Source organism: Methylobacterium sp. C33D (assembly GCF_053345825.1).
Genome location: NZ_JBKFAV010000253.1, coordinates 1 through 281, shown reverse-complemented (window position 1 = coordinate 281; position 281 = coordinate 1). Strand labels below are relative to the sequence as shown.

Annotated in this window: 1 pseudogene; it reads left to right on the top strand. The window is 70.1% G+C overall.

The features are described 5' to 3' along the window. A pseudogene (locus ACLBXO_RS32265) lies at positions 1–281 on the top strand (NirA family protein); the annotation flags it as partial.

The window sequence follows — 281 nt, the reverse complement described above, 5'->3', positions numbered from 1 at the left end:
ACCGCATCGCCCAAGTCGGCGTGCAGGGCCAGAAGCAGCCCGGCCTCAACTGGATCGGCGTCGTCCTTCCGGTCGGCAAGATGACCAGCGATCAGGTCCGGGCGCTGGCCAAGATCGCGGCCGAGTGCGGCGACGGCCAGATCCGCCTCACCGTCTGGCAGAACTTCATCGTCTCGGGCGTGCCGGACGCGAAGGACGCCGAGGTCGAGCAGCGGGTGCTCGATCTCGGACTCACCACCAAGGCGGCCGGCATCCGCTCCGGCCTCGTGGCCTGCACGGGC